At 71.1% G+C, this 22695-nt stretch carries 20 protein-coding genes; 12 read left to right on the forward strand and 8 right to left on the reverse strand.

Going from position 1 to position 22695, the window contains the following annotated elements:
- Positions 1-78 precede the first annotated feature (78 nt).
- From H504_RS38865 to H504_RS0120000, 5 genes are all read right to left on the reverse strand, one after another.
- A complete protein-coding gene (locus tag H504_RS38865; protein WP_026424215.1) occupies positions 79-1170 on the reverse strand; it encodes a hypothetical protein in 1092 nt (363 codons plus the stop codon).
- 4 nt (positions 1171-1174) lie between these two features.
- Entirely contained in the window at positions 1175-2140 is a 966-nt protein-coding gene (locus H504_RS0119985; RefSeq protein WP_026424216.1) for a transporter substrate-binding domain-containing protein, read from the reverse strand.
- Positions 2137-3402, reverse strand: a complete 1266-nt coding sequence (locus H504_RS0119990; protein WP_026424217.1) for a hypothetical protein — start codon at positions 3400-3402, stop codon at positions 2137-2139. Before H504_RS0119990 ends, H504_RS0119985 begins: the two co-directional genes overlap by 4 nt.
- Positions 3403-3604: 202 nt before the next feature.
- Entirely contained in the window at positions 3605-4024 is a 420-nt protein-coding gene (locus H504_RS0119995; RefSeq protein WP_026424218.1) for a histone-like nucleoid-structuring protein Lsr2, read from the reverse strand.
- A gap of 573 nt (positions 4025-4597) precedes the next feature.
- On the reverse strand, positions 4598-5257 hold the full coding sequence (locus H504_RS0120000) for a thiaminase II/PqqC family protein (RefSeq protein WP_026424219.1): 660 nt from the start codon (positions 5255-5257) through the stop codon (positions 4598-4600).
- Between the two features lie 364 nt (positions 5258-5621).
- Here H504_RS0120000 and H504_RS0120005 point away from each other — a divergent pair, with 364 nt between their 5' ends.
- From H504_RS0120005 to H504_RS0120030, 5 genes are all read left to right on the forward strand, one after another.
- Complete coding sequence (locus H504_RS0120005) at positions 5622-6569, forward strand: glycoside hydrolase family 19 protein (RefSeq protein ID WP_035305007.1); 948 nt, start codon at positions 5622-5624, stop codon at positions 6567-6569.
- Positions 6570-6760: 191 nt separating this feature from the next.
- A complete protein-coding gene (locus H504_RS36070; protein WP_035305009.1) occupies positions 6761-8839 on the forward strand; it encodes a diguanylate cyclase in 2079 nt (692 codons plus the stop codon).
- Between the two features lie 308 nt (positions 8840-9147).
- On the forward strand, positions 9148-10410 hold the full coding sequence (locus H504_RS0120015) for a DUF2637 domain-containing protein (protein WP_026424221.1): 1263 nt from the start codon (positions 9148-9150) through the stop codon (positions 10408-10410).
- Positions 10411-10806: 396 nt separating this feature from the next.
- Complete coding sequence (locus tag H504_RS0120025) at positions 10807-11601, forward strand: TetR/AcrR family transcriptional regulator (RefSeq protein ID WP_026424222.1); 795 nt, start codon at positions 10807-10809, stop codon at positions 11599-11601.
- A 9-nt stretch (positions 11602-11610) separates the two neighbouring features.
- Positions 11611-12558 carry an LLM class F420-dependent oxidoreductase gene (locus H504_RS0120030; protein WP_026424223.1) on the forward strand — a complete coding sequence of 316 codons (948 nt, stop codon included), beginning with the start codon at positions 11611-11613 and terminating at the stop codon, positions 12556-12558.
- Between the two features lie 10 nt (positions 12559-12568).
- On the opposite strand, the gene H504_RS0120035 is transcribed toward H504_RS0120030, so the two are convergent.
- Positions 12569-13279, reverse strand: a complete 711-nt coding sequence (locus H504_RS0120035; protein WP_026424224.1) for a TetR/AcrR family transcriptional regulator C-terminal domain-containing protein — start codon at positions 13277-13279, stop codon at positions 12569-12571.
- A gap of 93 nt (positions 13280-13372) precedes the next feature.
- On the opposite strand from H504_RS0120035, the gene H504_RS0120040 reads away from it, so the two are divergent.
- The 3 genes from H504_RS0120040 (at position 13373) to H504_RS0120045 (ending at position 15974) form a co-directional block, all read left to right on the forward strand.
- Positions 13373-14815, forward strand: a complete 1443-nt coding sequence (locus tag H504_RS0120040; protein WP_026424225.1) for an MFS transporter — start codon at positions 13373-13375, stop codon at positions 14813-14815.
- Between the two features lie 397 nt (positions 14816-15212).
- A complete protein-coding gene (locus H504_RS41420; RefSeq protein WP_157440523.1) occupies positions 15213-15353 on the forward strand; it encodes a hypothetical protein in 141 nt (46 codons plus the stop codon).
- A 117-nt stretch (positions 15354-15470) separates the two neighbouring features.
- Positions 15471-15974, forward strand: coding sequence for a hypothetical protein (locus tag H504_RS0120045; RefSeq protein WP_026424226.1), 504 nt, complete (start codon positions 15471-15473; stop codon positions 15972-15974).
- 9 nt (positions 15975-15983) lie between these two features.
- Here H504_RS0120045 and H504_RS0120050 read toward each other — a convergent pair whose 3' ends face one another.
- Positions 15984-16286, reverse strand: a complete 303-nt coding sequence (locus H504_RS0120050; protein ID WP_026424227.1) for a GNAT family N-acetyltransferase — start codon at positions 16284-16286, stop codon at positions 15984-15986.
- A gap of 52 nt (positions 16287-16338) precedes the next feature.
- On the opposite strand from H504_RS0120050, the gene H504_RS0120055 reads away from it, so the two are divergent.
- Genes H504_RS0120055 through H504_RS0120065 form a run of 3 tightly spaced genes read left to right on the forward strand, consistent with a single transcriptional unit; the run spans position 16339 to position 17845 of the window.
- The gene (locus H504_RS0120055) at positions 16339-16755 is read left to right on the forward strand and encodes a PPOX class F420-dependent oxidoreductase (protein WP_035305034.1); all 417 of its coding nucleotides are present in this window, start codon (positions 16339-16341) and stop codon (positions 16753-16755) included.
- 33 nt (positions 16756-16788) lie between these two features.
- Positions 16789-17247, forward strand: a complete 459-nt coding sequence (locus H504_RS0120060; RefSeq protein ID WP_026424229.1) for a DUF6328 family protein — start codon at positions 16789-16791, stop codon at positions 17245-17247.
- Positions 17248-17287: 40 nt separating this feature from the next.
- Positions 17288-17845: a GNAT family N-acetyltransferase gene (locus tag H504_RS0120065; protein ID WP_026424230.1), complete on the forward strand. Its 558-nt coding sequence runs from the start codon at positions 17288-17290 to the stop codon at positions 17843-17845.
- Between the two features lie 27 nt (positions 17846-17872).
- Here H504_RS0120065 and H504_RS0120070 read toward each other — a convergent pair whose 3' ends face one another.
- Complete coding sequence (locus H504_RS0120070) at positions 17873-20863, reverse strand: AfsR/SARP family transcriptional regulator (protein ID WP_281173646.1); 2991 nt, start codon at positions 20861-20863, stop codon at positions 17873-17875.
- Between the two features lie 182 nt (positions 20864-21045).
- Between H504_RS0120070 and H504_RS0120075 the strand changes: the two genes are divergently transcribed.
- On the forward strand, positions 21046-22671 hold the full coding sequence (locus H504_RS0120075; RefSeq protein WP_035305037.1) for a vWA domain-containing protein: 1626 nt from the start codon (positions 21046-21048) through the stop codon (positions 22669-22671).
- The last annotated feature ends 24 nt before the right edge of the window (positions 22672-22695 follow it).

Raw genomic sequence — 22695 nt, forward strand, 5'->3', positions numbered from 1 at the left:
AGCCACACTCGTCACACGAGCCGTCGTCCACGTAGTAGCCCGGACAGCCCGGCCGCGTACATCGGGACATCGAAATTGTCATCCGCGCCTCCCGATCACCGCATTCTGATAGGCCCCGACCGCAACCGTGGCACGGTCGAGGTCACAGGGCGCCGTCCACAACATCTGGTACGCCGCCCGGTGGAGCGCCGCGATCTCCCCGTCCTCGGCCAGTCCCAGCCGCACCGCCATCGCCAGGTACACCGTGAGTCGTCCGCGCAACTCCTCCCGCTGTCCCAGCAGCTCGTCAGCCTGCGCGTGCAGGGCACTGAGCTCACCGGACCCGGTGTTGATCCGCGCTTCGACCGCGTCGATCCCGTCCGCCACCCGCGACCAGTGCCCGGCCGCCGCGGCGACCGCCAACTCGGCCAAGGCCGCCTTCGGCCCACCGAGCACATCGGCGACGGTGAGCCCGGCCGCCGAGGAGATCTTCACGCGCACAGCGTCGACCACCTCGGCGGTCTTGGCGTACTCCCCCTCCAACAACACCAACAAGTGCTCGGTGTCGGCGAGCCGGTCCTGCAACACGCGCACCCGCTCGACGCCGTTGCGCGCGATCACCGCGGCACCGAGACCCCCGTCGTGCACCCGGCCGCCACATGCGGTGGCGAGCGCGTCCAACGTGAGGAACGGCCCCTCTCCCGCGATCCCGTCACGCAACGCGGACACGAGCCTCGGTGTGCGTCCCGGCGCGGAGAGGACGAACACCCCGTCCACGTCCGGGAAGTCGTCGACCAGGTGCCCGGGGGCGCAGTCGAGCAAGACCACTCGCCGCGCCGCCCGACTGCGGCGGACAACCCGTCCCACTTCGGCGAGCGGCAGGGCGGTCGTGGCCGGGTAGCGCTCGTCGGTCCCGACCATCCGGATGTGCGGTGCGCCGTCGTCCCCCAGCAGAACCCGACCGGAACAATGGACCAGGAACAGGTCCTCGGCCTCTTCGGCGGCGCGGTCCAACGCCCGAACGACATCGGCAGCCGAGCCCGGGTCGGCCAGCAACACGCACCCGGCCAGACCCAGCCCGTCCGGAGAGGTCAACACCGACCGCAAACCGTGCACCGCCGCGGTCGACGCGCCGACCGCCACGAGAACGGCGCGCGAACACCTCGGATCGGGCGGCGACTGCAGCGACACGGGTTCACCCACCCCCGGCGGTGGCGGGTGGCATGACCATCGGCCGCTCGGCGAACCACTCCTTGTACAGAGCAGGCATCTCCACAGGCCGCATCCGCTCCAACACCGAGTTGACCACCCGCAGCAGATCGGAATGGCGGTTGGACATCGCGACCGCGGTGTAGTCCGAGCCGAGACCGGGGACGTCGAAGATCCGGGTGTTGGGATCCTGGTCGTGCAGGCCCTCCAGGATCACGTCGTCGGTGGAGATCGCGTCCACCTGGTGGCGCTGCAACCGCACCAGGCAGTCGGGGGTGTCCGCGGACTCGACCACGTCCTGATTGGCGAGACGGGTCAGGTTGACCGTGGCCGAGCCCGAACACACGCTGTGGCCGGTGAAGCCGTCCCGCGCCGGGTCCCACGGGCTGTCGGCGTAGGTCATCACCTGCTGCACGGTGGTCAGGTACGGCACGGAGAACAGGGCGCCGTACTCGGTGACCCGGCAGTGGCTGATGCTGGCGTCCGCTATGACCAGGTCGACCTTGGCCACCCGGTCGGCCTGCGCCTTGTTCTGGCCCTCGTTCTGGTCGGTCGCCAAGGCCAGGAACCGGTCCCGGGTCGGCATCGCCACGAACTCGACGTGCTGGGGCACCACCAGGTTCGGCGGGACGTCGGGGAAAACGGCCTCGGCGATCTTCTCGGCGAGATCGATCTCGAGACCCGCGAACTCGCCGCCGCGCAGACCACGCTTGCTGAGCTTCGGCACGGTCTGGCTGACCCCGATCCGCAGCTTGCGGCCGCGGATCTCGCCGATGACCGGCGTGTCCCGCGGCGCCTGTGCCTGATCCGGACAGCCCGTGGTGGCCGAGTCGCCCCGACCGACCGCGACGGGCGCGGTCGGCCTGGGCACCTCGGGTGGGGTGCCCACCGAACACCCGGCGAGGACAACAGCGGACACGGCCGCGAGCGCGGCTCGCGGTCGGCGGTTCACCGGTACTCCGCGATCCGGGGGCGCAGACCGACGACAACGGCCGCACCCGCGAGCGCCATCACCATGGCCATCCCGATGTCCACGCCCACCAAGGCGTCACGGGCTCGCCGAGTTGAGTCCTCGACCTCGGTGGAGGTGGTCGCGATCACCGAGTCGAGGTTCGGCACGAGGTCCGTCTTGGCGGTGATGCTGTTGGCCGTGTCGCGGTACGTCGATACGGTCTTGATGTCGCACTGCCACCTCGCGACCACCTGGTCGACCACGTCCAGCGCGGCCCGGCTACCTGAGTCCGGCCAGGTTTCCCGCACATCGTCCAGCTCCGACCGGATCGTGTCGACCTTGCCTTTGAGGTTGTTCCGGTCATCGGTCAGGGGGAAGATCAGCGCCCGCGCCCTGGCCCCGCCCAGCGTGCCCGCGTTGGCCCGGACCTCGGTCAACTGGGCCAACCGCGCCCCCGATTCCGCGGCGGCCGCGGCATCCCCGGCCGCCATCAGCGACGCCACGGCGAGCCAGGCGAACGCACCGGCGGTGAGGACAGTGGCGGCGACCATGCCGATGTTGAACCGCCTGCGGGTGCGACCGGACAACCAGGCCTGCAGGGCCACCAACAACAGCACCACGGCCAACCCCACCGCCACGGCGAACCAGGGGAACGAGTCGACACTGGCGGGTGACCCGGCTTCGCGCATACCCCCGGCGATCGCCATCAGGGTGCCGACCAACTGAGAGGCGTCGTTGAGGTACGAGGTGCCAAGGGGCCCGTCGCGGGTGCTGTTGCTCCACCCGGCCTCGACCAGGCTGGCGTAGGTCGGCAGCAGGGCGGCCACGACGTAGAGCCGCTCCGGGGCGGTCAGCTGCCGTTGCCCGAGACCCGCCCGGTTCTCGGGCGCGATCAACCCGTCAATGGTGGACACCGTGGGCACGTCCGGGATGACCCTGGCGACGTAGACCAACGCGGACGAGACAACCGCGATGTCCGCGCGGAACGTCTGCTGCTCCACGGCGACCTGCTCGCCGCTGACCAGGACGACGGCGAAGGCGGTGGCGTCCGCGTCGGCCAGCGAGCGGTAGATCTCGCCCTCGGCGTTGTTGATGACACTCTGCCGGTCGGCCATGTCGGCGAGCAGGTCCGCACGCGCACGGACGCTGAGCACCCCGATCATCCCGGCGAGCAGGGCGGCGGCGATGGCCACAGCCATGACCAGGTTCAGCTTGCCCTCGGTCCGACGGAAATAGCGGATGACCGCCGACCGCGATGACACGTCCGCGCCCCCAATCCGGGTACCGCGGCCCCGCGGCCACGGCGTTCCTGTGCGTCATCGCTCGTTCACGGCGACGGTGTTATCGCAGCACAGGGCGGGCCACCCGAATGGCGGCTTCGGGCGGGCGCGGCGCATTCCCGCGAGGAAACGCGACGGGGCACCCACTCCACTCGGAGCGGGTGCCCCCGTCGGGCTCGACCGCTCAGCCGGAGAACGCGGCCTTGCGCGCCTTCGACCGGCTGCGGGACTTGGTCGGGGCGGGCTCGGGCTCCGGCTCCGCGTGGGCGAGCTCGAAGGCCTCGACGACCGCGGACGGGATGCGGCCGCGCTCGGAGATGTCGTGGCCGTTGCGGCGGGCCCAGTCGCGGATCGCCTTGGTCTGCTCCTTGCTGCGGCCCTCGCCGGCGGGCTTGCCCGCGGCGGCGGCGCGGCGGATGCGGCCACCGGTGCGGCGGGAGGCCGCGATGTACTCGGCCAGGTCGGCGCGCAGCCGCTCGGCGTTGGCCTCGGAGAGGTCGATCTCGTAGTTGACGCCGTCGAGGCCGAACTCGACCGAGCGGATGTCCTCGCCTGCGGAGCCGTCGAGGTCGTCGTAGAGCTGGACGATGGTCTTCTGAGCCATTGCTGGGCACCTCATCGGAAAAGAACTGGTCGCTTGGTTGAGGTGGAAGTTAGCAGCCCGAAGCACCGCGCGCGGAGCGACCCGTCGGCGTGTCCACAGCGGGCACTCCAGAGTGGACCGGCCGCCGACCGCGACGACCCGACGGCCGGTTAGCGGCGAAAGCGCGGAATCGTTGCGGCGCAAGGGAAGCAGATCCAGTTGTCGGTTCTTCACCGAATAGCCGGACCCCCGTCCGGCCAATCCCTCGCATGGCGTGAATGTCGGCGAACGCGAAATCGGGGACGCGGGTCCCGGGCGTGGCGAAACCGGCAGTGGGCTTATCCGGCCACCCGACGGCCGCGTCCCGCCACGCCGGGAGGGCACGAACGGTGACCGAACCGGTGTGAATTCGCATACACCCGTCATCGAAGGAGTCGGATTTGGCAGCGGCCGGTCGCGATATGCCGCAAACGCCCGACCGGGCTGGTCACGATTCGGCAAACCCCAGGACACAACACATCCCCGGGCGCCCCCGGACACACCAGTGCCCCGGCGCTGGTGGGCGCCGGGGCACTGGTGCGGGGTGTGACGACCTCAGCCCGCGAGGTCGGCCAGGGTGTTCCAGAACATCAGCTCGTAGCCCTGCAGCAGGCGGCCGAACCCGATGGCGGTGTCCGGGGTCCAGCCGCCGTCGAGGGCCTGCTGGACGGCGACCGGGTAGAGCGCCTCCAGGTCGGCGTCCGGGGTGGCGAAGAAGTCGAAGAAGCCGGTGCCCTTCTCGTCGAAGCCGTAGTGCTCGCGCAGGCCAGCCGAGATGGTGGCGCAGTAGCCGCCCCAGGCGGCGAAGTTGGCCAGGATCGCCAGCAGCGCGTCCCGGGGGCTGCCGTTGAGCGCGAGCCACGCCAGGTAGGCCGGGTACGCCTGGCAGCCCGGCCGCGGCCGGTACGCGCGGATGGCGTCGTCGTCGAGGCCGCACGCGGCGGCGAAGTCACCCAGCTTGGCCAGCGCGATGCCCTCGCCGCCCGCCAGGGTGCTGAACACCTCGCGCCCGGCCGGGTCGACGGCCTGCGCGGCCAGGGTCAGGAAGCTGCGCCAGTCACTGCTGATGATCCGGTGCTGCTCCGCGGCCAGCGCACCGAGCACCGACAGCGGCGCCTCGCCACTGGCCACCAGCGGGATGAGCCGGTTGTCGTGCTCCCCCGGCATCAACTCCCGCTGAACCCGCTCCAACAACTCCTTGCCGGACTCGCTCATCGGTACCTCCCTGGGCGCCTGCGGACGCCAATACCCTAGATCATCTAGCAACCCGTCCGCAGTCCGCGACCAGCCGCCCCAGCACGGTTCCACCGCTCTTGAGTACACAGTGGACACAAGGCGGACCGATAGTCGGCGCAACCCGTTCGCGCGGGCGGGAACCACACCGTCCTTTCCGGATTCGCCAGCACCGGGCCGTCAAGGTCGCGCTCCGTGGTCGACCCCGGTCACTGGTCTAGACCTTGACGCCGATCGGTGGAATCGGCTTAGGTGAATTTCGGCCCAACCACCCGGCTCGCCCGGGTACCCGGGCCGCTTCCCTGCATGCCCGCCTGTCCCCGGCGGGCGCCGAAGGAGTGATCACGTGTCGAAGAACCGCCTGATCGCGGCCCTGGCCGCGGCGGCGACGGTGGGTGGGGTGGCGCTGCTGCTGCCCACCGGCACCGCCGAGGCCGCCACCTGCGCCGCGCCGTGGAGCAGCGGCACCGTCTACACCGGTGGCAAGACCGCGTCCTACACCGGGCACAACTGGCTGGCCAAGTGGTGGACCCAGGGCGAGACACCAGGCCGCGCCGACGTCTGGACCGACCAGGGCACCTGCGGCGGAACCACGCCGCCGACCACCACCACCCCGCCGACCAGCACCACCAAGCCGCCGACCAGCACCACGACCAGCACCCCGCCGCAGTCCACCGGGTTCGTGGTGTCCGAGGCCCAGTTCAACCAGATGTTCCCGAGCCGGAACTCGTTCTACACGTACAAGGGCCTGACCGACGCCATCACCGCGTACCCGTCGTTCGCCAACACCGGCGGCGACACCATCAAGCGGCAGGAGGCGGCGGCCTTCCTGGCCAACGTCAACCACGAGACCGGCGGGTTGGTCTACGTGAAGGAGACCAACACCGCGAACTACCCGCACTACTGCGACGCCTCGCAGCCCTACGGCTGCCCGGCGGGCCAGGCCGCCTACTACGGCCGCGGTCCGATCCAACTGAGCTGGAACTTCAACTACAAGGCCGCGGGCGACGCGCTGGGCATCGACCTGCTGCACAACCCGTACCTGGTCGAGCAGGACGCGGCCGTGGCGTGGAAGACCGCGCTCTGGTACTGGATGACCCAGAACGGCCCCGGCACGATGACCCCGCACGACGCGATGGTCAACAGCCGCGGCTTCGGCGAGACGATCCGCAGCATCAACGGCTCGCTGGAGTGCAACGGCGGTAACCCGGCGCAGGTGCAGAGCCGGGTGAACTCCTACCAGAAGTTCACCCAACTGCTCGGCGTCACCCCAGGGTCCAACCTGACCTGCTGACGTGTCGTCGCCGAACGTGTGGCCGGGACCGCCGGAACCGGGTTCCCGCCACACGTTCGGCCTAACGTCGGGTGGCCCCGTCGAGTCGTGTCGCGGGGCTGAATCCCGCTATGCCACTCTGTCCGAGTGGTCGAAACGCCCGCATCCACCCGATCCCGGCGCAGCGCGGTCGATCCCAGGGGATCGCGGCGGTGACGCCGGGACGCTGGCTGTGGCAGGTCTACCTCGTGGTGGGCGTGTCCCTGGTCGTCCTGTACTACCTCGCGCCGGTCGACGCGCGCGGCTTCCCGCTGCGGGTGGTGCTCTACTGCCTGATCAGCGTGTCGGCCGCGGTCGCCGTCTGGTTCGGACTCATCCGGCACCGGCCCAAACCGGTGCTGCCGTGGCTGCTCATCGGCGCCTGCCAACTGGTCTACGCCCTCGCCGACACCATCTTCTACTTCTCGCACTACGTCCTGCTGAACACCGACTACCCGTCCCTGGCGGACCTGTTCTACCTGGCGCACTACCCGCTCGCGGTCGCCGGGATCGTGCTGCTGCTGCGCAACCGGACCCCGGGCCGGGGCGTCGCGGGCCTGCTCGACGCGGGCACGCTGGCCGTGGTGGCCGCGATGCTGTCCTGGTTGTACGTGATCGGCCCGCAGACCCGGCTGGGCGCCCCGTTCATGGTGGAGGCCGTGTCGGTCGGCTACCCGGTGATGGACCTGGCGCTGCTGACCGTCGCGCTGGGCCTGGTGCTCGGCCCCGGGTCCCGCCCGCCCGCGTTCTTCCTGTTCATCGGCTGGACCGCGGCGATCATGACGGCGGACACGATCTACGTGGTGCAGCAGCTCAACGGCACCTTCCAGACCGGTAACTTCCTGGACGCGATCTGGCTGGCAGGCAACCTGGCGCTGGGCGCGAGCGCGCTGCACCCGACGATGCGCGGCCTCGCCGAGCCCGCCCCGGTGCCGGACGCGCCGCTGAGCCCGCTGCGCATCGCCGGGCTGTCCGCGTCCGCGCTGATCGCGCCCGCGGTCCTGTTCGCGCAGTGGGCGCAGGACGCCATCCGGGACGTGCCGGTGGTGGCCGGGACGTGCGCGCTGCTGTTCGCGCTGACCATCGCCCGGCTGGCCGCCCTGGTGTCCGACCAGCGCAGGCTGGCCATCACCGACGCGCTCACCGGCCTGCACACCCGCCGGTTCTTCGAGGCGCAGCTCCCGCTGGAGATCGCCCGCGCCCGCCGCTCCGGCGGCTCGGTGGCGGTGCTGATCGCCGATGTCGACCACTTCAAGATGATCAACGACCGGTACGGCCACCCGGCGGGTGACCAGGTGCTGATCGAGATCGCCACCCGGCTGCGCCGCACCGTGCGCGCCGGTGAGGTGCTGGCCCGCTACGGCGGCGAGGAGTTCGCCATCATCCTGCCCAGCGCCACCACCGAGACACTGCCGACGATCGCCGAACGCCTGCGCCAGACCGTGTCCGGCCAGCAGATCCGGCTGCCCGGCGAGTGCTGGACCGAGGTCACCGTCTCGGTCGGCACCGCCGTCTACCCCACGCACGGCGGCGACCCGGACAACCTCGTGTCGGTGGCCGACCGCGCCCTCTACGCCGCCAAGGCCGCGGGCCGCGACCGGGTCGTCATCGGCGACGAGCGTTCCCCGGTGCGCACCGAGAAGACCCTGGAGGGCCTGGACTACCTGCACCTGGTCGCCGACGAGGTCGACGCCAGGCTCTCCGACCACGAGCACAGCCGGGCGATCGCCCGCTGGGTCCAGGTGCTGGCGGTGGAATCCGGGATGGACGAGGACACCGCCCGGGGCGCCGCGCTGGCCGGGCGGCTGCACGACATCGGCAAGATCGTGCTGCCCCGGTCGGTGCTCACCAAGCCGGGCCCGCTGACCGCGGCCGAGTGGGAGCTGGTGCGCGGCCACCCCGACCACGGGTACCGGATGGCCTCGGTGGTGCCCGGCCAGGCGGCGGTGGCGGTGATCATCCGCCAGCACCACGAGCGCTGGGACGGCACCGGGTACCCGGACGGCCTGCGCGGCGCGGAGATCCGGCCGGAGGCCCGGCTGCTCGCCATCTGCGACGCCTGGGCCGCGATGCTGGCCAACCGCCCCTACCAGCGGGCGCTGTCCGAGGAGCAGGCCCGCGACCGGGTCCGCGCCGACCGCGGCAGCCACTTCGAACCGGAGATCGCCGACCTGTTCCTCGACCTGCACGCGGCCGGCCGGATCGATCCGTTGGGGCTGCTGGCCCCCCGGTCGCGCGTCCGGTCTCTTTAGGACAACCCGGCCCACGCGCGCCGACCGGCTCGCCGCGCCGCCGGGGTGGGCCGAAACCCGCCACCGGTCGGCCTGTGGCACCCTGTCCCGGCGCCGGGCCACCCGGGCCAAAATCGGTCCACAATGGACAAACGGCGCGCCGAAGATCACGACTCGGCCACGGCCCGGTCAAGATCGTTGATCCGAGATCACACTCGGGGACCCCCGGGTGGACGTGCGTCGCGGCCGTCCGGAAGAGTGCACTCACCCATCGACTCGACACCGGGTCCCGCGTCATCCGCAGCCATCGACTCGACAGGAGCGCGCAGGTGAGTCCGCAGATCGACATAGAACCGGAGCACGCCGAGGCCCTCGGGGGCCTGACGAGCATCGCCGACAAGATCCGCTATGCCTGTGCGCAGGTCGACCCGCCGACCACGCACGCGGTGCAGCAGTGGCTCGCCGCCTACGGGATCCACGGCATCACCCGGGCCTATGCGACCGGGATCATCAGCACCTGGCGCGGCGAGAACCGGATCGGCGACACAGGCGACCTGGTGGCGATGAGCCCCGAGCTGCTCGCCGAACTGGACGCACTCCGGTCGCACACGACCGCGACCGAACAGGCAGCGACCGAACAAGCCGCGACCAGGCAGTCCGCCGACCACCCGGCGGACGACACGCCGACCGCCGTGGACCTGACCCCGGTCACCGCCGAGGTCACCGCGGTCCTGCCTCCCACCCCATCCCCACTCCCCGACTCGGACACCGTGGACACCGACAGAGACTCCACCACCGCCACGGTCACGGCGACCGTGGACACCGCCGAACCGGCCACCGACCTGACCGTCGACCCGATCGAGCCGACCGCGCCGAACACCTCGACCGCGGTCGCCACGGCCGTCGAGGTCGAGACCGCAGAGCAGCCCGCGGTGGGCAACGCCGTGGTGGTCGCCGAGCAGCCGCAGACCCAGCCGATCGACGCCTACGTCACCGCGCGGGCCAACCCGCTGCTGGAGCCGCCGGCGCCGTTGACCGCGCGGGTGCCCACCGTGCTGTCCTGGTCGGCGAACATGGCCTGGATCGTGGTCTTGGTCGCCGCGATGGGCATCTCCTGGTGGTCGCTGTTCGAGTACGCGCGCGGGTTCAGCATCCCGACGCCGCTGGCGGCCGTGGTGTCGCTGGTGTTCGACGCGTCCGCGCTGATCGTCGCGGGCTTGGCGCACCGGTACGCGCTGTCGCCGTACTCGGGGGCCGGGCCGCGGTTCGCGTTGCTGGCGCTGCTGGCGGGCAGCGTCTACCTGAACTGGGAGCACGCCGCGGGCAAGGGCTACGGCATCGAGGCGTCGATCATGTTCGCCGCGCCCGCCGCCGTCGGCATCCTGCTGTTCGAACTGCACATCGGCTGGCACTCGCGCAGCGAGCGGCGCGCCCGCGGCCGGGTGGCCCGGTCGTTGCCGGTGATCGGCGCGTGGGGCTGGTTCCTGCACCCGCTGCAGAGCATCACCACGCTGTGGCGGGTGACGCACGCGCGCGGGGTGTCGGTGCGCGAGGCGGAGCTGAGCAGCATCGAGCAGACGCGCTCGGCATGAGGTGATGGCGTCCCGGTCCGACCGGGGCGCGCGGGGTGGGGCTTGGGCCGGCTGATCGGTCCAAGCCCCGCCGCGCATGTGGGCGTATACCGTACGAACTCCGGTACCCTGGAACCCGCCCGACCACGCGCCGACCGCGCGCCCGTTCGGCGACCGAGGACGCGCGTCGGGCGCGGAACGCGCGGTTCTCGGACATGGCCGGGCACGGCGCTGGTATTCCTGTGCACGGGAGGAAGGGCGATGGTCGAGTCGAGCCGGGGCGGGCCGGGTGACGCGTCGATCGTCCACACGCGAACGTCGGAACCGATCACGGTGGGTGAGCCGCGGGTGGCCGGATTGGCCCGGTCCTGCGAGCCGCCGACCGTGCGGCATCGGACCAGTTAGGATCGGGCCACCATGGCAAAGGACGCGACGAAGGACCACACCGGGGGCGGCGGCGATCCAGCGCGCAGCCTCGCGTTGCTGTGGCGCAAGCAGACCCAGGCCCCGGTCCGCAACGGCAGGCGCGATCTCAGCGTCGACCGCATCGTGGCCGCGGCCGTCGAGGTGGCCGACACGGACGGGCTGATCGCGTTGTCGATGCGCCGGGTCGCCGACAAGCTCAACGTGGGCACGATGTCGCTCTACACCTACGTCCCCGGCAAGGCCGAGCTGATCGACCTGATGCTGGACACGGTGTACGCGGAGCTGGACCGGCCGCGCACGCCGGTGCCGGAGTCGAACCGGGACTGTTGGCGCGATCGGCTCGAACAGGTCGCCCGGGACAGTTGGGACCTCTACCACCGGCACCCGTGGATGCTGGGGGTCGGGGTGAGCCGGCCGCCGCTCGGTCCGAACGTGATGGCCAAGTACGACTACGAACTCGGGACGGTCGCGGGCATCGGGCTCAGCGAGATCGAGATGGACACGGTGCTCAACCTGGTGATCGGGCACGCGGAAACCTCGGCGCGGCGGGCGGTCGAGGCCACCGGCGGCGAGACCGACAGCGTCGGGGTCAGCGACGCGCAGTGGTTGGCCGCGCACGGTCCGGTGTTGACCACCCTGCTCGACCAGGAGCGCTACCCGCTGGCGGCGTCGGTGGTGTCCGCGGTGGGCACGGCGGCCGACGACCCGAAGCACGTGTTCGAGTTCGGCCTCGCCCGCATCCTCGACGGGGTGCAGGCGCTGGTGGAGTCCCGCCGGGGGTCCTAACCTGCCAGGGTGAGCACCGACGCACTCGCCCTGCGGATCTTCACCGAGCCGCAGCAGGGCGCGAGTTACGACGACCTGTTGGCCATCGCCCGGCACACCGAGGACGCCGGTTTCGACGCGTTCTTCCGCTCGGACCACTACCTGAGCATGGGGTCGGCGTCGGGGCTGCCCGGACCGACCGACGCCTGGGTCACGCTGGCCGGGTTGGCCAGGGAGACCACGCGGGTGCGGCTGGGCACGCTGATGACCGCGGCCACCTTCCGCCACCCCGGCCCGCTGGCGATCTCGGTCGCCCAGGTCGACCGGATGTCCGGCGGTCGGGTCGAGTTCGGGCTGGGCACCGGGTGGTATGAGGAGGAACACACCGCCTACGGCATCCCGTTCCCGCCGCTGCGCGAGCGGTTCGACCGGCTGGCCGAGCAACTGGAGATCGTCACCGGCCTGTGGGCGACCCCGGACGGGGAGAAGTTCTCCTTCGCCGGTCAGCACTACCGGCTGACCGACTCCCCGGCCCTGCCGAAACCCGTCCAGCGCCCCGGTCCGCCGGTGCTGATCGGGGGCGGCGGCCCCAAGCGGACGCCCGCGCTGGCCGCCCGGTTCGCCGACGAGTTCAACCTGCCGTTCGTGTCGCTGGACTTCGCGGTCACCCAGTTCGACCGGGTGAGCGCGGCGTGCGCGGAGATCGGCCGCGACCCGGAGTCGGTGATCCGCTCGGTGGCACTGGTCGTGTGCGTGGGGCGCGACGACGCGGAGATCGCGCGGCGGGCCGACCGGATCGGCCGCGCGGTGGGAGAACTGCGCGAGAACGGTCTGGCCGGGACACCCGACGAGGTGGTCGACCGGATCGGGCAGTGGCGGGAGCGAACCGAGATCGGGCGGCTTTACCTGCAGGTGCTCGACATCGCCGATCTGGACCAGGTGGACCTGATCGCGGAAGCGGTGGCGCCGCAGTTGTGAGCCGACCGGGTTACTTCTCGATGTGGGTTTCCAGGCCGCGGATGAGGAGTTCGAGGCCGAAGGCGAAACGTTCCTGGCGGTCGCCGTTGGAGAGTTCTTCGACGATCTCGGCCATCGCCGGGTAGCGGGCGCGGGGCAGGCCGCGCATGTAGTCGCCGACGCGGGCGTAGTACTCCTCGGGCGGGGTGCCCTCGCGTTCCATGGCGGCGTTGATGGCGGACTCGAGGGCGCTGGAGGCGACGTAGAGGGCCATCGCGTCCAGCGCCCAGGCCACCGCCTGCGGCGGGATGCCCGCGCTGCACAAGAGGGCGCTGGTGAGCTCGGTCACGTTGAGCGCGTTGGGGCCCAGCGGGACGCGACCGAGGGCGACCCGGGCGATGTCGCCGTTCTCGATGAGGATGGCGTGCGCGGTGGTCCACAGGGTGGTGAGTTGCTCGCGCCAGCGGGTCGGGTCGGGCTCCGGCAGCGGCACCTCGCCGGTGACCTGGTCGAACAGCAGGTCGAGCAGTTCTTCCTTGTTCGCGACGTGCGCGTAGAGCGACGCGGGGCCGGTGCCCAGTTCAGTGGCCAGCCGCCGCATGCTCAGGCCGTCGATGCCCTCCGCGCGCAGGATCTTGCGGGCGGCGGTGAGGATCACCTCGCGGTTGAGCGCGCGTCTGGGGCCCGCGTTCTTCCGGGGGGTCCACCAGGGCGGCTCGATCGGCTGGTCGGCGGCGGTCATGGGAGCCAGCCTAGTTGACACGAACGCCGTTCGCTAGTAGAACAGCGTTCGTCAACGAACACTGTTCGACCACCTTTGTGGAGTGGGGGAGCTATGACCACAACCATCGACCACGCCGCCGCACCGCCCGGCCAGGCCTACCGGTGGCGCTGGTTAGCCCTGGTCGCCGTGTTGGCGGCCGAGATCATGGACCTGCTGGACGCGACCGTGGTCGGCATCGCCGCGCCGTCCATCCAGCAGCACCTCGGCGGCGGCAGCACCATGATCCAGTGGGTCGCCGCCGGGTACACGCTGGCCTTCGCGGTCGGCCTGATCACCGGCGGCAGGCTCGGTGACCTGTTCGGGCGACGCCGGATGTTCCTGATCGGGCTGATCGGCTTCATCGCGTCGTCGGTGCTGTGCGGGCTCGCCCAGGACCCGGCGATGCTGATCACCAGCCGGGTGGTGCAGGGCCTGTTCGGCGCCGCGCTCATCCCGCAGGGCTTCGGCCTGATCCGGTCCATCTTCCCGGCGGAGGAACTGGGCAAGGCGTTCGGCGCGTTCGGCCCGGCGATGGGCCTGGCCAGCGTCGGCGGCCCCATCCTGGCGGGCGCCCTGATCGGCTGGAACCTCGACGACGCGGGCTGGCGCACCGTCTTCCTGATCAACCTGCCGATCGGCCTGCTCACCCTGGTGCTGGCCTGGAAGGTGCTGCCGGAGTCCAAGGCCGACGACGCGCCGCGCCCCGACCCGGTCGGCATGCTGCTGGTCACCACCGGCCTGCTGCTGCTGATCTACCCGCTGGTGCAGGGCCGCGAACAGGGCTGGCCGGGCTGGATGTTCGTCCTGCTCGGAGCGTCGGTGCCGGTGCTGCTCGCGTTCGCCGTGCACCAGTTGCGCAGGCAGCGCACCGGCCGGGCGCCGCTGGTCGAGCCCGCGCTGTTCGCCTCCCGGGCGTTCACCGGCGGCCTGGTGGTCGGCGTGATCTTCTTCGCCGCGATGTCCGGCCTGATCCTGGTGTTCGGCCTGTACCTGCAACTCGGCCTCGGCATGTCCGCACTGGACGCGGGCATCGCGGTCGCCCCCTGGGCGCTCGGCGCCGCCATCGGCGCCGGCCTGTCCGGCGCGCTGCTCGGCCGCAAGTTCGGCCGCCCAGTGCTGCAGATCGGCGCCCTGGTGATGGCGGCCGGAGTGGCGATCGTGATCTTCACCTCCGGCGCGGACGGCATCATCACCCGCTGGCAACTCGCCCCCGGACTGCTGGTCTGCGGCCTGGGCATGGGCCTGCTGATCGCGCCGTTCTTCGACATCGTGCTCGCCGGGGTGACCCTGCCGATGGTCGGCTCGGCCTCCGGGGTGCTCAACGCGGTACAGCAACTCGGTGGCGCCGCCGGGGTCGCGGTACTCGGCACCGTGTTCTTCCAGAACTTCGAGGCCGGTGACCGGGCAGGCGCACTGCACTCGGTGCTGTGGGTCACCGTCGCCCTCTGCGTCGCGGTCGCCGCCCTCGGCTTCCTCCTCCCCCGCTGGGCCCGCCCAGAAGACGCAAACGGCTAGAACCGAGTCTTTCCAGCCGGCCGGTGGCGACGGTCAGGTCCCCAAGGACCTCGACCGCCGTCACCGGCTTGCGGCGCAGCATGACCAGCCACCAGGCCGCGCAGTCCCGTCGTCACCTTGGCGTGCGCGTGCGCACAGACCGCCCAGGGCGCAACAGCCACTCCCCCACCCCGCCCCGCCCCCGCCGACGGCGTGCAAGTGCACCAGGCAACCCAACCCCACCAGGCGGCCCCCACCCTTCCCGGGGGGCGTCCCCGAGGCCAGTTTACCGGCTGGACCGGCGCCGGAACGATCAGCGCGTTGACCTGTGCACAACCGTGCCGGGTGTGGACAACCTGTGCACACCCGAGCCGAGTATGGACAAAGGGCAGGCGGGTGCCCCTCGTCGAGGATCGGGTTGTCGGCGAGCAGCGAGAGCCATACGGAGATCGGGCAGGCGGCCACGTCGGTGTCGACCTGGAACGGCACGTCAACGGCGAGCGCGGCGTCGGTGTGGTGGATCACGGCCTCGGCGGCGCGTCGGCGCAGCCACCACTGACCGGTCCGCACGTCACCACACCAGTCACGGTAGTGGGTCGACCCGTTCACTCGGTCGGCGTAGTCGGGCGGGGCGCCCGAGGGGATCAGGGGCGGTACTCGGCCGTACGATCAGGCCGTGATCGACCTGAGCGCGCTCCCGGACCAGCCGGGCTGGTCCCGCTGGCTGGCCCGTGCCGACGAGTACCGCCAGGCGGCGGAACCCGAGGTCATCGCCCAGGTCGAGCAGGCGGTCCGGGACTTCCCGGCGGCCGCGTTCGCCGCGGGCATGCTGCCGGAGCCGCTGCCGGTCGAGCGGCAGGACAAGCTGCCGCGCAGTGAGCACCGGGAGACCACGGAGGGTGCTCGGCTGCGTCACCGGGTCGTGCTCGAACCCTCGGACGTGCGCGGGTGGCACCTCGGTCGGGGCGTGCTGATCAGCATGGCGCGGACGGCGGTGCGGCCGGTGTTCGCGCCCGTCGCCCGGGGCGAGAGCGCCGCGTTGCGCGCCGACGGGACCGTGGTGCGGTCGGTGATCGCCGGGTGGGAGGCCTACCCGGCCCCGGTCGCCGTCGAGGTCGACGACCGGGTGGTCCCGCTGGACGAGTACCTGCGGCGGGCGCTGTCCGAGCACCGGCGCTGACCCGGTCCCTCAGTCGGTCGCCTGGGAGCGGTTCTGGTAGGCCAGGTCCAGGTAGTCCGGGTGCCGCCGCATCCAGGCGGCGATGAACGGGCAGGTGGCCAGGACGGCGAGCCCGCGGGCGCGGGCGTCGTCGAGGGCGGCCCTGGCCAGCGCGCCGCCGACCCCCTTCCCCTCGAACTCCGGGGAGACCTCGGTGTGCGGGTAGACGACCAGGTCCTGGCCGCGGATGTACTCGGCGAAGCCCGCGGGGGAACCGTCGAGGTGGGCCTCGAACCGGTGCCGGTCAGCGGCGTCGGTCACCTCAAGGGGCATGTCGGTCTCCTGCCGGTTGACAGCGGTGCGACCGCGATCCTACGTTCCGATCATGGCTGCGAACGCGCTGTTGGCCGGGCACCGGCGGGGTGTGCTGACGACGATCAAACGGGACGGCAGGCCGCAACTGTCCAACGTCGCGTACCACTACGACGCGGACCGCGACCTGGTGCGGATCTCGGTGACCGAGTCGCGGGCCAAGACCAGGAACCTGCGGCGCGACCCGCGGGCGAGCCTGCACGTGACGACCGAGGACCTGGGCGCGTACACCGTTGTCGAGGGCACGGTCACGCTGACGCCGATCGCCGCCGACCCGCACGACGCGACGGTCGACGAACTCGTCGAGGTGTACCGGGAGATCATCGGCGAGCACCCGGACTGGGACGAGTACCGGGCCGCGATGGTGGCGGACCGGCGGCTGCTGATCCACCTGCCGATCGAGCACACCTACGGCTGGGGCGGGGCCTGAACCCCAACCGCTCCAGGCGGGTAAGAGCACACCATGGCGAGTGAGGAGAGCCCGGACCAACGGCTGACCCGCAACGTGAGCGAATTGCTCCAAGAGTTGCGGGTAGCGCAGGCGGGCGTGCAGATCCTCTTCGGCTTCCTGCTGTCGATAGCGTTCACCGACGCCTACCGGCACGACACGACCGTGCTGGAGCGCACTACCCATCTGATCGCGGTGTTCTTCGCTGTTGCCGCGACCGCGTTGCTGACCGCGCCCGCCGCTTGGCACCGGGTGCTGTTCCGGCGGGGTAAACGACCCGAGATCACGCGGCTGGGGTCGCGGATGGCCACCTTCGGGCTGGTGTGCTTGTCGTTGTCGGTGACGGCATCAATTCTCTTGCTGACCGAGATTGTCATCGGCGGGTGGCTGTCGTTCGTGATCGCCGGTGTGTGTGGCGCGCTGATCGGGCTCTTGTGGTTCGCGGTGCCGATGTATGAGATAGGTGACCGATAATCGCTGGCCCAGACCGGTTGGAGCTTGGTTGACTCCGCGGGTGAGTTCGCTATGGACCGGTGCCCGCGTGCGCCTGCGCGGCGTGGAACCCGAGGACTGGCAGACGTTCCAGGCGTTCGCCGACCACACCGGCGACATGCGCGCCGTCGACCGGGTCTACCCGCCGCGGTCCACTCGCTGGTACCGGGAAACGACCACCGGCCGGGCCACCGCGCCGGGTGAAGACCTGGACTTGGCCATCGAGTCCCGCGAGACCGGCCACCTCGTCGGCTCGCTGTCCACCGCGGGCGTCGACCGGCGAGCGGGCCGGTTCAGCTACGGCATCGGCATCGGCCACCCCCACCAGCGCCGCGGCTACGCCTCCGACGCCGTCGGTCTCCTACTGCGCTACATGTTCGGCGAACAGCGTTTCCACAAGTGCGAGGTCAAGGTCTACGAGTTCAACGAGCCCTCCCTGGCCCTGCACCGCTCCCTCGGCTTCACCGTCGAAGGCCGCCTGCGCGCCCACGAGTTCTTCGGCGGCCGCCACTACGACGCCATCCTCCTCGGCATGACCCTGCCCGAGTTCCTGGACCGCTGGGAGTTCCCCCAGGTCTGACCGTCCACACCGGACGGTTCGGCGCGGTCAGGGCAGGCGGGCGGCGAGGTCGGCGGCCTCGGTGGTGGCGTTGGCCTGCCGGTAGAGGGTGTGGGCGCGGGACCAGTGGCGGGTGGCGGTGGTGGGGTCGCCGGTGCGGGACTCCAGGTCGCCGAGGTCGCGGTGCAGGTGGGCGAGTTCGTAGTCGTCGGGGACGGCGGTGCGGATGGCGAGGCTGCGTTCCAGGTGGTCGCGGGCGGCGGCCAGGTCGCCCGCGGTGAGGTGGGCGCGGCCGAGGTGGTTGAGGGCGGAGGCCTCGCCGTGCCGGTCACCGACGTCGCGGCTGAGGTCGAGGGCGGCGCGGAAGTGGGTGAGGGCCTGGGGGATGTCGCCGTTGTCCAGGTGGGCGCGGCCGGTGTCGAGCAGGGACTCCCACTCCAGCCAGCGGTCGCCGATGGCGCGGCTGACGGCGACGGCCTCACCGAGGTGGCGCAGCGCGGTGCCGTGGTCGCCACGTTGCAGCCAGGCTTCGCCGAGGGTGTCGAGGGTGGCGGCCTCCAGCCGGGCGTTGCCCAGGCCGCGGAAGGTGGCGAGGGCGTCGGTGAGCGGGACCAGGCTCTCCTCGGCGCGGCCCATCCGGATGAAGGTGTGGCCGAGGTTGCGCTGGGACAGCGCGCGGCCGAGGTCGCTCCCGGCCTCGGCACAGCGGGCGACGGCGAGGCGGTGGGCGGCGATGGCCTCGTCGAAGCGGCGCAGCTCGGCGTAGGCGTTGGCGATGTTGTTGTGCACGTGGCCCTCACCCGCGAGATCACCCGCCGCGCGGACGGTGCGCAGCGCGCGTTGGTTGGTCTCCAGGGCCTCCCGGAGGCGGCGGGTCATGAAGTAGGCGACACCGAGCGCGCGCAGCATCTCGGCTTCGGCGACCGGGTCGCCCAACGCGGTTGCCGCCGCCGCACCCTGACGACACAGCTCGACGCGGTCGTGCCAGTGGCCGGTGGCGTCGAAGAAGCTGGTGAGCAGGTACGTGAACTGCCACGCGGAGTCGAGGCGGCCCGCTTCACGCGCGCACTGCGCCACCGCGCGCAGGTTGGGCCGCTCGGCGTCGAGGAACGCCAACGCCTCGTGGCGGTCGGTGAAAGGCACGCGGGGGCGAGGGTGCCGGAGCGTGGGGACCACCAGGTCACGGTTGGGGTCGATGACCCGGTTAGCCTCCTCGGCAACCACCAGATACCAGTCCACCAACCGCGACAGGGCCAACGCGCGTTCGTCCCTGTCGGCCCTACCGGCGGCGAATTCCCTTATCAGGTCGTGGAAGCGGTACCTGTCACGGTCGACCTCCGTGATCAGGTGCGCAGCGGACAACGCCGCCAAGGACTCCCGCGCGCGATCAACAGGTACGCCACACAGCGTTGCCCCAAGATGCGCGCTCACCGTGGTGCCCGGTGCGATGCCCAGCAACCGGAACATCCGCGCCCTACCGGGCTCCAGCGGCTCGTAGGCACTCGCGAACACCGCCCGCACGGTCCGCGTGTCACCCTCTACGGCCAACGTGTCCAACCTGCCGGAAACCAGTTCCGCGGCTGACTCCGCGACAGACCTACCTGGAACGGCGACCAATCGCGCCGCCGCAAGTCTTAGCGCCAACGGCATCCCGCCACACAACCGGCCCAGCCTGGCCGACGCGCCGGGTTCACGGTTGACCCTGTCCGCGCCGATGACCCTTGTCAGCAACTCCAGCGATTCGGTGTGTCCGAGACTGTCTAGAGCTACGTGATGTGCCGCGTGCCGGGTTCCCAGTGCTGCCAGGGCCTGTCGGCTGGTGACCACCAACAACGACTGCCCGGTCCCAGGCACCAACGGCAAAACCTGGTCGACATCGCCCGCGTTGTCCACCAAGACCAGACAGCGTCGACCGTGCAACAACGACCGGTAGAGCGCGGCACGCTCGGTGAGCTCGGCGGGCATGCGTTCATCCGGGACGTCCAACGCGCGTAAGAGGTGCGCGAGCGCGTCCGCGGCGGACAACGCTCTACCGGAGTCTTGCCCACCGAGGTCTAAGAACAGTTGCCCATCGGGGAAACGGGCGGCGACGCTGTGCGCCCACTGCACGGCCAGCGCGGTCTTGCCCATGCCCGCGGCCGCCGAGATCACCACCACCGGCCGCTCGTCGCCGGGATCGGCCAGCAGCGAGTCCAATGTGCACAGTTCGGCGGCGCGGCCGGTGAAGTGCCCGACCCTGGCGGGCAACTGGGCCGGGCCGCGCGGGGTCGGCCGCGCGTCCAGGCCGGGGTCGCGGCGCAGGATCGCGGTGTGCAGCTCGACCAGCTCGGGGCCGGGGTCCACGCCGAACTCGTCGGCCAGCCGGGTACGCAGCTCCCGGTAGACGGCGAGGGCGTCGGTGTGCCTGCCGCGGCGGTGCAGGGCGAGCATGCACAGCGCGGCCAGCCGTTCCCGGGTCGGGTGCGCGGCGACCAACCGGGGCAGCTCGCGGGCCGCGTCGGCGTTGCGCCCCGAACGCAACTCGGCGTCCCACAGGTCCTCCAGCGCGGCCAACCGCAGCTCGTGCAACGTGGTGACCTCGCCGCACCCCCAACTCGCCAGCGCCGCGTCGGCGAACGCGTCGCCCCGCCACAGGGCCAGCGCGTCGCGCAGCAGCCCGGCCGCCCGATCGGCCTCGGCCCGCCCCAGGTGCCCGCGGGCGTCGCGCACCAACCGCTCGAACCGCAGCGCGTCAACCGACTCTGCGTCCACGGCGAGCACATAACCGGGTTCCTTGGTGCGCAAGACCAATGGGAAACCGCACGCGGTCAGCGCCTGCCGCACGCGGGCGACGTGGCTGTGCAGGGTTTTCACCGCGGTGCGCGGCGGATCGTCGCCCCACAGCACGTCGACCAACCGGGACGCGGGCAGCACTGTGCCCGCGTGCAGGGCGAGAACGCCGAGCACGGCGCGTTGGCGGGTGCCGTGCACCAAAGCGCGACCGGTGGGGCCAAGGGCCTCGACCGGTCCGAGCACGCGCAGTTCGCCGGGTCCGATCACCCCCCGCTCCTTCCGCGCCGCCCGGGTAAGTGGAGCGTAACGACCCGACTGCGCTGGGCAAACACCCAAACCGGTTGAGCCGGGCGGGACACCGGTTGCGTTAGGCGACAACCGCGCCACAACCGGCCGCGGTGAAGCTTCCGTTCACCCTGTTCCACGGTCGTCCGCGAGGAGTGAACCGCATGTCCCGCACGAGTCCACCCGGCCACCGCCGGATTCTGTTGACCGCCACGGTAGCCCTGGTCGCGGCGGTCGCGCCCGCCCTGCCCGCAGGCGCGGCGCCGATCGCCAACCCGGTCGCCAACCCCGTCGCCCCGCCCGCCGCGAGCCCCTGCGGGCCGCTGGACGTCACGTTCGTCATCGACGACACGGGCAGCATGGGCGGCGCCATCGCCAACATCAAGACCGGCATCAACTCGATCATCTCCGATGTGGCGAGCCTGTCCGGTGGGGACTACAAGCTGGGTCTGGTCAGCTTCAAGGACAACATCCGGGTGTTCGACGACCTGGCCGCGGGCAACCAGGCCGCGGTGACCACGGCGGTGAACGGCCTGGTCGCGACCGGCGGCGGCAACACACCGGAGGCCTCGGACGAGGCGCTCAACACCGTGGTCAACAACCTGCCCGCGGCCGGGCGCCCGCAGACCGGGGACTTCCTGGGCACTTGGCGGTCGAACGCGACGAAGTTCGTCGTGCTGGTCACCGACGCGCTGCCGGGCGGGTTCGACGACACGCACACCGCGGTCGACGTGGCTAACGCGCACCAGCGGGCGCTGGACGCGCAGAACCGCATCAAGATCAACAGCGTCTACGTGCCGACCGGCGGCGTGTCCGCGCCGGTCGTGTCGATCATGCAGGACTACGCCAACACCACCGGTGGCGTGTACACGCAAACGGCCACCGACGGGTCCAACACCGCGACGACGATCCAGCAGAGCCTGCGCAACTGCAAGCGGACGGACGTGTTCATCCGCGACCACACCGCCGACACCGGCGTTGAGCCGCACGGGCTGAACCCGATCTGGACCAGCCCGGACATCGCGGTGTGTCCTACTACTACGCCTTGCGCGGGCACGAACCCGGTTGTTGGTTCGACCAGCTACATTCACGTTCGTCTCAACAACCCCGGTCCTAACGCGTCAGGTACGGCTACCGGCAACCTGATCCTGTACTACACCGCGCAGGGCGGGGCGGCGATCTGGCCGACCGACTGGCACCTCATCAACACCGCGGTGAACGTCGTCGTCCCGGCCGGTACGACCAATGTGGTGGTGCCGTGGAACGGGGTCCCCGGTCCGGGCCACTTCTGCCTCTTGGCACGGTGGGTGTCCGCGACCGACCCGATGACGTTCGCCGAAGGTGCGAACACGCTCACCAACACGCGGAACAACAACAACATCGCGTGGCGCAACGTCGACACCGTGCGGGTCGTGCCGGGCAAGCCGACCACCAGCCCGTTCACCCTCGGCAACCCGAACCCGCGGGCACTGACCAACCTGGTCGTCACCGCGCCGCAGGGACCGTTCAACGGCAAGATCGTCGTCGACCTCGGCCAGACGCTGACCGCGCGGTGGAAGCAGGCGGGTGGCAAGGCCGAGGGCGTCAAGCAGGTCGGTGAGACCAGGTTCGAGATCGCCGACCCCAAGCAGGCCAGGTTCACCGGCCTGCAGATCGACCCGAAGGAGCGGTTCGAGACCCAACTCGAGTTCACCGCGAACGCCCAGGGCAAGGCGGTCGTCTGGGTGAACCAGACCGACGAGAAGGGCGAGGACCTCGGCGGCACGGAGTTCCAGGTGTCGACTGAGTAACTAGGGGCAGGGGAGGGAGTGGCC

It is taken from the genome of Actinokineospora inagensis DSM 44258 (assembly GCF_000482865.1).
Taxonomy (GTDB): domain Bacteria; phylum Actinomycetota; class Actinomycetes; order Mycobacteriales; family Pseudonocardiaceae; genus Actinokineospora; species Actinokineospora inagensis.

Excerpts from the sequence above, each read along its gene's own strand:
- H504_RS0120050 (WP_026424227.1), bottom strand. The coding sequence starts at position 16,286 with ATGCCCCTTGAGGTGACCGACGCCGCTGACCGGCACCGGTTCGAGGCC.
- H504_RS0119995 (WP_026424218.1), bottom strand. The coding sequence starts at position 4,024 with ATGGCTCAGAAGACCATCGTCCAGCTCTACGACGACCTCGACGGCTCC.
- H504_RS0120075 (WP_035305037.1), top strand. The coding sequence starts at position 21,046 with ATGTCCCGCACGAGTCCACCCGGCCACCGCCGGATTCTGTTGACCGCC.
- H504_RS0120000 (WP_026424219.1), bottom strand. The coding sequence starts at position 5,257 with ATGAGCGAGTCCGGCAAGGAGTTGTTGGAGCGGGTTCAGCGGGAGTTG.
- H504_RS0120060 (WP_026424229.1), top strand. The coding sequence starts at position 16,789 with ATGGCGAGTGAGGAGAGCCCGGACCAACGGCTGACCCGCAACGTGAGC.
- H504_RS0120055 (WP_035305034.1), top strand. The coding sequence starts at position 16,339 with ATGGCTGCGAACGCGCTGTTGGCCGGGCACCGGCGGGGTGTGCTGACG.
- H504_RS0120040 (WP_026424225.1), top strand. The coding sequence starts at position 13,373 with ATGACCACAACCATCGACCACGCCGCCGCACCGCCCGGCCAGGCCTAC.
- H504_RS0120035 (WP_026424224.1), bottom strand. The coding sequence starts at position 13,279 with ATGACCGCCGCCGACCAGCCGATCGAGCCGCCCTGGTGGACCCCCCGG.
- H504_RS0120025 (WP_026424222.1), top strand. The coding sequence starts at position 10,807 with ATGGCAAAGGACGCGACGAAGGACCACACCGGGGGCGGCGGCGATCCA.